The sequence below is a fragment of the Chromohalobacter sp. 296-RDG genome, assembly GCF_029889885.1.
Classification (GTDB): Bacteria; Pseudomonadota; Gammaproteobacteria; order Pseudomonadales; family Halomonadaceae; genus Chromohalobacter.
Genome location: NZ_JARANY010000225.1, coordinates 1 through 1123, shown reverse-complemented (window position 1 = coordinate 1123; position 1123 = coordinate 1). Strand labels below are relative to the sequence as shown.

General features: G+C 37.6%; 1 protein-coding gene. It reads left to right on the top strand.

The window, feature by feature from the left end; genetic code table 11:
- Positions 1-1123 (top strand): hypothetical protein (locus OP495_RS18080; RefSeq protein ID WP_280571158.1); only part of this gene is annotated, 1123 nt, incomplete at both ends.

Here is a 1123-nt window from a genome sequence, read left to right as displayed (position 1 = left end):
AAATGTAATGGCTGTAACAAAGTACAGTCTTGAGAATTCAACTAAAGTTTCAGGGTTTATGTTAGGTGAGAGCATAGCTGCTTTTGATGCCCTTGAAGTTCGCAATCAACAACTAAGAATTGATAGGCAAACGTTAAGCAGACATAAAAAAGAACTGGAGAATCATGAAATTGGTGACTTTGCAGCGTTTATTGAGTTACCAGCACCGACTAAAACACTTGCTGAGTTAGATGCTGATATTAAAGCATCAAAGCAGGCTCAAGAGCAGCTCGCAACTCAAATCACGAATACAACGCAAATCACTCAACGCTCCAATCTGAATGGCTTATCTAATGATGTTTCTATTACCGCCATATCAGAAGAAATCAATAATTGTTTAGCCCTATCTATGGTCAACGTACATAACGCATCTAAGGCTATAGTTGCTGAGCATAAAAACAAGGTTAACAAAAAAGAATTGTTTAATGGATGGGCTGCTAGTGGTGTCGAACACGTAGATGAAGATTGCCCTTTCTGTGGGCAAGAATTAGGTGCTGACGCTCAAGAACTAATCGAGAGCTACAGAACAGCTTTTGATGATACTTTCCAAAGCTTTGTAAGTAACACCAAAACAGAAGTAACCCGACTAAGAGCTAAAGCGCTTATAGATGTTAGTCTTGAGAGATTAACAGAGAAGCATGATCAGAACGTCGCTACCTTAGAAACTTATTCTGAAGATATTATCAAAGAAAAGCTAAATGAACTCGACTATGAAGCAACGTTAGCTCAGCGTTTCGAATCAGTTACTGAAGCACTTCAAGTTCTAATTTGTGAATCAGTTACAACTAATAATGCGATTGATACAGCATTAGCAGAAAAATATGACGCGCCTTACAATCCCATTAACTCAATTGATTTCGATGATTTGCAATCAAATATAGATGCTTTTAATGGCGCTATTCAAAGCTATGCTGACGCCATTGAGCCTTTGAATGCATTGTTAACCGAATTTAAGAGGGGTCAAAATGTAGCTGACTTAAGGGAAAAGAAACGGTTAGAAGCAGCAAGTGAAGCTAGCATTACCCTTAGTCGTAAACGATTAAATTTAGATGATCTCTGTATTCAGTATAATAATTTAAAAGCA